The 6,372-nt window shown below is 72.5% G+C and carries 5 protein-coding genes; 2 read left to right on the top strand and 3 right to left on the bottom strand.

The features are described from left to right. Positions 1 to 244 precede the first annotated feature (244 nt). On the bottom strand, positions 245 to 910 hold the full coding sequence (locus AB0D27_RS19510; protein WP_362509904.1) for an HAD-IA family hydrolase: 666 nt from the start codon (positions 908 to 910) through the stop codon (positions 245 to 247). A gap of 628 nt (positions 911 to 1,538) precedes the next feature. Further along, positions 1,539 to 2,510, bottom strand: a complete 972-nt coding sequence (locus AB0D27_RS19505; RefSeq protein ID WP_362509902.1) for a peptidoglycan-binding domain-containing protein — start codon at positions 2,508 to 2,510, stop codon at positions 1,539 to 1,541. 166 nt (positions 2,511 to 2,676) lie between these two features. Between AB0D27_RS19505 and AB0D27_RS19500 the strand changes: the two genes are divergently transcribed. After that, positions 2,677 to 4,809: an MFS transporter gene (locus AB0D27_RS19500; protein ID WP_362509899.1), complete on the top strand. Its 2,133-nt coding sequence runs from the start codon at positions 2,677 to 2,679 to the stop codon at positions 4,807 to 4,809. A 13-nt stretch (positions 4,810 to 4,822) separates the two neighbouring features. Here the strand turns inward: AB0D27_RS19500 and AB0D27_RS19495 are convergent, their stop codons facing one another. Further along, positions 4,823 to 5,341, bottom strand: coding sequence for a GNAT family N-acetyltransferase (locus tag AB0D27_RS19495; protein WP_362509896.1), 519 nt, complete (start codon positions 5,339 to 5,341; stop codon positions 4,823 to 4,825). 333 nt (positions 5,342 to 5,674) lie between these two features. Between AB0D27_RS19495 and AB0D27_RS19490 the strand changes: the two genes are divergently transcribed. Next, a complete protein-coding gene (locus AB0D27_RS19490; protein ID WP_362509893.1) occupies positions 5,675 to 6,361 on the top strand; it encodes a hypothetical protein in 687 nt (228 codons plus the stop codon). Positions 6,362 to 6,372: the final 11 nt, after the last annotated feature.

Below are 6,372 nucleotides of genomic sequence, written 5' to 3'. Positions count from 1 at the left end.
GCCGTATGCCTTTGATCCGTCCGGATGCGGGCATTCGATGTACCGACACGGCCCCTTCCGTGTGGGGGCGGGTGCGGCCCGGTGGGGGCGGGCGGGCGTGCGGTGTGCCGCCGGCGCCCCGGTCGGCAGTCCTCAGCCCGTCCGGCGTTTGAGGACGAGCGCGTCAGCGCGATACGGGGGTCTGGGGGCGGAGCCCCCAGGTACGGGACGGGTAGGGGCGGCGGGGGCGAAAACCCTTCCCCCCTCAGCCGACGACGTGCAGCCGAACCGTCCCGTCCTGCGCAGCCTCCACCCGCACCTGCGTAAGGTCGCGCACGAGGACATCCGGACGGTGGAAGCCCGCCCGAGGCCCGACCCCGACGACCCGCATCCCGGCAGCCCGGCCCGCCGCGATCCCCGCCCCGGAGTCCTCGAACACCACGCACTCCTCAGGCGCGACCCCCAGCTCGGCGGCGCCCTTGAGGAACCCCTCGGGATCCGGCTTGCTCGCCCCGACGGACTCGGCGGTGATCCGTACATCGGGCAGCTCCAGCCCCGCGGCAGCCATCCTCGCCGTGGACAGCCCCACATCCGCGGAGGTCACGAGCGCGTGCGGCAGCCTGGCCAGGGAGGCCAGGAACTCCAGGGCGCCGGGAATCGCGACGACGCCGTCCATGTCGGCGGTCTCCTCGGCGAGCATGCGGGCGTTGTCCGCGTAGTTCTGCTCCATGGGCCGGTTCGGCAGCAGCACCGCCATCGAGGCGTACCCCTGCCTGCCGTGGACGACCTTCATGACCTCGTCCCCGTCCAGCCCGTGCTGGTCGGCCCAGCGACGCCAGCAGCGTTCGACGACGGCGTCCGAGTTGACGAGGGTGCCGTCCATGTCGAGCAGGAGGGCGCGGGCGGTCAGAACGGTGGTGGCCGTCGTCATCGGGCATGCTCCAAGGCGCGGGAAACGGGGTTCAGCGTGCCCCCCGGGAAACAAGGCGGCCCCGCCCGCCGGTCAGGGAGTGCGGGCGGGAGCCACTTTGTTCCTACACGATACAAAACAACAGCCCCTCCGCGCCACCACGCCCGACCTGCGCTTCAGTCCCCCGACCACACCAGCGCCATACCCACAACCCCCGCTGGACACCCCGAGGACACCGAGTCGACGTCGGCTTCCCCGTGACGGCCCCGCACGTCGACCGAGGGGATGGGTGGAACGGATCCTCTGCGCCCCCGCCGTCCCTGGGGGCCGCCCCTTCCCGTCCCTGGGGGCCGCCCCTTCTCGTCCCTGGGGGCTGCGCGCCCCCCAGACCCCCGTATCGCGCTGACGGCCTCGCCCCAAACGCCGGACGGGCTGAAGACTGCCGACCGGGGCCGCGGCGGCACAACGCACGCCCGCCCGCCCCCACCGGGCCGCACCCGCCCCCCCACGGAAGGGGCCGTGTCGGTACATCGAATGCCCGCATCCGGACGGATCAAAGGCATACGGCACCCTCCTCACCCACAGTCGATCCGTTCGGATGCGGGCGGATGTACCGGCGCGGCCCCGACCCCCCACCGGCGGAAGGCGATCACGGCTCCGCCGTCTCCGACTCCAGGCTCGCCCGCGTGGCCCCGCCGTACACCCCCTGCTCGTCGGCGGTGATACCCCGCGCCCACTGGTAGCGGCGTACGGCCTCCTCGACCCGGTCGTCGTAGCGGCCGGCGTCGTCACCCGTGTAGAGCGCCAACTGGCGCAGGCGCAGCTGGAGTTCCGTGACCTCGGGGCCCTTGTCGCCGAGTCTCAGGGTGGGTACCCGGCGTTCGCCGGAACCCGCGTGCGTGGACGTCGGCGAGGCCGTGGCGCTCGCGGTCGTGGTCGTCCGGGTCGGGGTCGCCGACCGGGACGGCGACGCGCTGGACTCGGACGCCGAGGGCGACGGGCTCGCGCTGTGCGAGGGCGCCGGGGCGACCGGAGCCGACGCCGGTGCCGGCGCCGTGGACGACGCGCTCGTCGACGGCGACACCGACGACGCCTCCGGCACACTCGCCCGCACGTCCTCGGGCAACGCCCTGTCCCGCACGGGAGTGTCGTACGCGAGAAGTCCACTCGCGAACCCCGCCGCGGCCACGACCGTCACCACGGCCCCGGCGACACCGAGGACCGCGGTACGCCGCCGACGCCGGGGCCGCGGATCCCCGGCGGCCGACGGACTGCCGGGCCCCGGCGGCCGCTCCGGGAAGAGGCGCCCGTTAGCGGCGGCGGCGCGCGGCTCGAACGGAAGCGCGGCCGGCGGCACGGTGGCCGCGGACGCCCCGTCGGCAGCGGCATTCCCCTCCGAGGTTCCGGTGCGCCTCGGGACAGCGGCCCCCGATTCCTCCGCCCCCAGCTCCACATACGGCCGTATTCGCAGCGGATCGAAGTCCTCCGCCGCTGCCGCCTCCGCCGTGCGGGCGTCGCGCAGGGCGTCGGACGCCCGCTGGGTGCAGGCGCAGGACGGGGTGCCGTCCGGCGCCCGGGGTGTCGCGCACTCGGGACAGACATGCCCGTTCGGTTCGGTCACGCGTGGGTCCCTCCCCCCTGGAGAACTCCAGAGGTTATCCGGATGTCCCTCACGCAATCTCCAGAGGTCGGCGGAATCCCTCCCTCCGGAGGATTCAACAGGCCATAACGGGTCACACCCACCAGGATGGAGGGTGACCGAGACCCTCGGGGCTCAGGGAGGCCGCATGACCGGGGATGCGCACGGCGCGGACACGCCGTCGGACACGAACGCGCCGGGCGGCCCGGACACGCCCGAGCGCGTGAACGAGTCCGCCGCGAGGCGCCGCGCCGCGGCGGCAGTCGACGCCGGCAGCACCCCGCACGGCAGCATCTTCGTCTCGATCGGCGCGCTGCTGCTCGGCTTGCTGCTCGCCGCGCTGGACCAGACGATCGTGTCGACCGCGCTACCGACCATCGTCAGCGACCTCGGCGGTCTGGAGCACCTGTCCTGGGTGGTCACCGCGTACCTGCTCGCGTCGACGGCGGCGACCCCGCTGTGGGGCAAGCTCGGCGACCAGTACGGCCGGAAGAAGCTGTTCCAGACGGCGATCGTGATCTTCCTGATCGGGTCCGCGTTGTGCGGCATGGCGCAGAACATGCCCCAGCTGATCGGCTTCCGGGCGCTGCAGGGACTCGGCGGCGGCGGGCTGATCGTGCTGTCGATGGCGATCGTCGGCGACATCGTCCCGCCGCGCGAACGGGGCAAGTACCAAGGGCTGTTCGGCGCGGTCTTCGGCGCCACGAGCGTGCTCGGACCGCTGCTCGGCGGGCTCTTCACCGAGCATCTCAGCTGGCGCTGGGTGTTCTACATCAACCTGCCCGTCGGGGTCGTCGCGCTCGCCGTGATCGCGACGGTCCTGCAGATCCCGAAGAAGTCCGCCCAGCACGTCATCGACTACCTCGGTACGCTCCTGATCGCCTCGGTCGCCACCTGCCTGATCCTGGTGGCCTCGCTCGGCGGCACCACATGGGGCTGGAGCTCGCCGCAGATCATCGGCCTCGCGGTGCTGGGCGTAGTGCTGGCCGCGGCGTTCGTCGCGGTGGAACAGCGGGCGGCGGAACCCGTCCTGCCGCTCAAACTCTTCCGCATCCGCACCTTCTCGCTCTCCGCCGTCATCAGCTTCATCGTCGGCTTCTCGATGTTCGGCGCGATGACCTATCTGCCGACCTTCCTCCAGGTCGTCCAGGGCGTGTCGCCCACGATGTCCGGCGTGCACATGCTGCCGATGGTGTTCGGCCTGCTGCTGTCCTCCACGATCTCCGGGCAGATCGTCAGCCGTACCGGCCGCTGGAAGGTGTTTCCCATCGCGGGCACCGCGGTCTTCACCATCGGCCTGCTGCTGCTCCACCAGCTCGACGAGAACAGCAGCACGGGCGAGATGAGTTCGTACTTCTTCGTCTTCGGTCTGGGCCTCGGCCTGGTCATGCAGGTACTCGTGCTGATCGTGCAGAACGCGGTGTCGTACGAGGATCTGGGCGTCGCCACCTCCGGCGCGACCTTCTTCCGCTCGATCGGCGCCTCGTTCGGCGTGGCCATCTTCGGCACGGTCTTCGCCAGCCGCCTCGGCGACAAGCTGACGACCGCGCTGAGCGGGCATCAGCTCCCCGCGGGCATCACCCCGAACTCCCTCAAGGCCGACCCGAAGGGCATCGCCGGTCTGCCGCCCGCGCTGCGGCAGCCCGTGCTGCACGCGTACGCGTCGTCCATCACGGACGTCTTCCTGTACGCGGCTCCCGTCGCCGCACTGGGCTTCGTGCTGGCCTGGTTCCTGCGCGAGGACAGACTGCGGGGGTCGGTCAGGGCGCCGGACGTGACGGAGACGCTCGCCAGCAATCCGGTGGAGCGGTCGTCGTACGACGAGGTGTGCCGGGCGCTGTCCGCGCTCGGCACGCGGGAGGGGCGGCGCGAGATCTACGAGAAGATCACCGCGCGGGCCGGGTACGACCTGCTGCCCGCGGCGAGCTGGCTGCTGCTGCGGATCAAGAAGTACGGGTGGGCCGAGCCGGCGGAGCTCGCCGAGCGCAGCACCGTGCCGCTGTCCGTCATCATCGCCGCGGCCCGGCAGGTCGAGGAGCGCCGGCTCGCCGTCCGCGAGGGACTCGACCTCGTGCTGACCGACGAGGGACGCGAGGTCGCCGAGAACCTCGCCAAGGCCCGCGCGGAGTCCCTCGCCGAGCTGCTCGGCGACTGGTGGGGCCCGGACCGGCCCACCGACCTGGTCAAGCTGGTCGAGGAGTTGAACTCCGAGATGTGCGGCTCCGACGCGGAGCGGCCGCACGAGCGGACGGCGGCACGGCCGCAGAGCAGGGCCGGGTAAGGACCGGGGCCGCTCAGCCGCCCGTCAGGTCCTTCTTGAACCAGTGCCCGGCATAGATGTCGTCGTTGTGTGCCTCGGTCTCCTCGTAGCCGTGCCGGGCGTACAGCGCACGCGCCTCCACGAGGTCGCTTCGGGTGTCCAGGATCAGCCGTTCGGCGCCCAGGCCGCGGGCCTCCTTCTCGGCCGCCACGAGCAGCATGGCGGCGCCGCCCCTGCCGCGCAGGTCCTCGCGGACGAAGACGCGGCTCAGCTCGCCGGTCGTGCCGTCGAGCATCCGGACCCCCGCTGTGCCCCCGGGCTCGCCGTCGTACCGTGCCACCAGCAGCACCCCGGTGGGTGCGGCGAATTCGCTGCCCGTGCGCGCGGCGATCTCCCGCTCCAGCTCGTCGGGATCCGTCGTACGCCCTTCGTGCAGCCGGTACCAGCGGTCGCTGACCTCGGTGTAGTACGCCCGCCACAGCGCGGCGGCCACGGGGGAGTCGAAGGGTTCGGGGGCGACGGTCCAGGAGGCCGTCGTACGTGCACCGGTCATGGGCGTCATTGTCGGGGGGTGGGACCTCCGGCCCGCAAGCGGATTTCTGCTGACCGTCCGTCACCGGGCTTGCCTGTAACGGGAGTCACGCATGAGTAACAAGGGGCGGCACCAGCGAGCAGGCCCCGGCCCGGGTGCTGGTGGTGGGTGGGTCCGCCCCCGGGCTCTCCACGGCGGAGGCGCTGCGGCGCAAGGGGTACGCCGGTGGGATCACCGTGCTCGGTGACGAGCCGCACGCCCCTCCGTGCGTTGACGGGAGCCGTTTGAGGGACGCGTTGCGGGCAACCCGGGGAGCGAACCGGCCCGTTGGGTCGAGAAACCCGGAAGGCACCCATGTCCACAGGCCTGATCATCGCTCTGATCGTGATCGTGGCGGCCGTTGTCGTTGTCGCGGCTGCCCTCACCCTCCTCGCCCGAAGGCCGCAGGGCGGACGCAATCTGCGGCGGCGCTTCGGGCCCGAGTACGACCGGACCGTCGCCCGGCACGACGGTGACGCCAAGGCCGCCGAGCGCGACCTCGCCGAGCGGGTGAGGCAGCACGGCGCGCTGACGGAGCGGCCGTTGGAGCCCGCGGTCCGCGAGCAGTACGCGGCCCGCTGGACGGCCGCCCAGGAACGCTTCGTCGAGTCGCCGCGGGAGGCGGTGGCCGACGTGGACCGGCTGCTCGGTGAGCTGGCCGGCGCCCGAGGCTTCCCCGACGGCGGCCGCTACGAGGAGCAGCTCGCCGCGCTCTCCGTCCACCACGGACCCCACGTCGACGGCTACCGCCGAGTGCACCGGGTCGCGCGGACCCGCGTCGACGGGTCGCCGGACGGCCGGGCCGGCACGGAGGAGATGCGCGAGGCCCTGGTCGAGGCCCGTGCCCTCTTCGAGGATCTGGTGACCCCGAGCCGCCAGGACACCCCCCGGCACCGCGCGGACGGCGCCGAGACCCCGGCCGTCCGCCCGGCGAAGTCCGCCCAGCACAGCCACTCCCACCTGCCCTGGTCCTTCACCAGGCGCCATGCGAAGGGGAGTTGACGAAGATGACC

The sequence above is a fragment of the Streptomyces sp. NPDC048415 genome (assembly GCF_040651675.1).
In the GTDB taxonomy this organism is placed as follows: domain Bacteria; phylum Actinomycetota; class Actinomycetes; order Streptomycetales; family Streptomycetaceae; genus Streptomyces.
Note: the sequence above shows the minus strand (reverse complement) of the source record. Positions and strands in the feature narration are given on the sequence as shown.

Bases quoted from the DNA above. Each gene is read 5' to 3' on its own strand.
- AB0D27_RS19510 (WP_362509904.1), bottom strand. From the start codon at position 910: ATGACGACGGCCACCACCGTTCTGACCGCCCGCGCCCTCCTGCTCGAC.
- AB0D27_RS19500 (WP_362509899.1), top strand. From the start codon at position 2,677: ATGACCGGGGATGCGCACGGCGCGGACACGCCGTCGGACACGAACGCG.
- AB0D27_RS19495 (WP_362509896.1), bottom strand. From the start codon at position 5,341: ATGACCGGTGCACGTACGACGGCCTCCTGGACCGTCGCCCCCGAACCC.
- AB0D27_RS19490 (WP_362509893.1), top strand. From the start codon at position 5,675: ATGTCCACAGGCCTGATCATCGCTCTGATCGTGATCGTGGCGGCCGTT.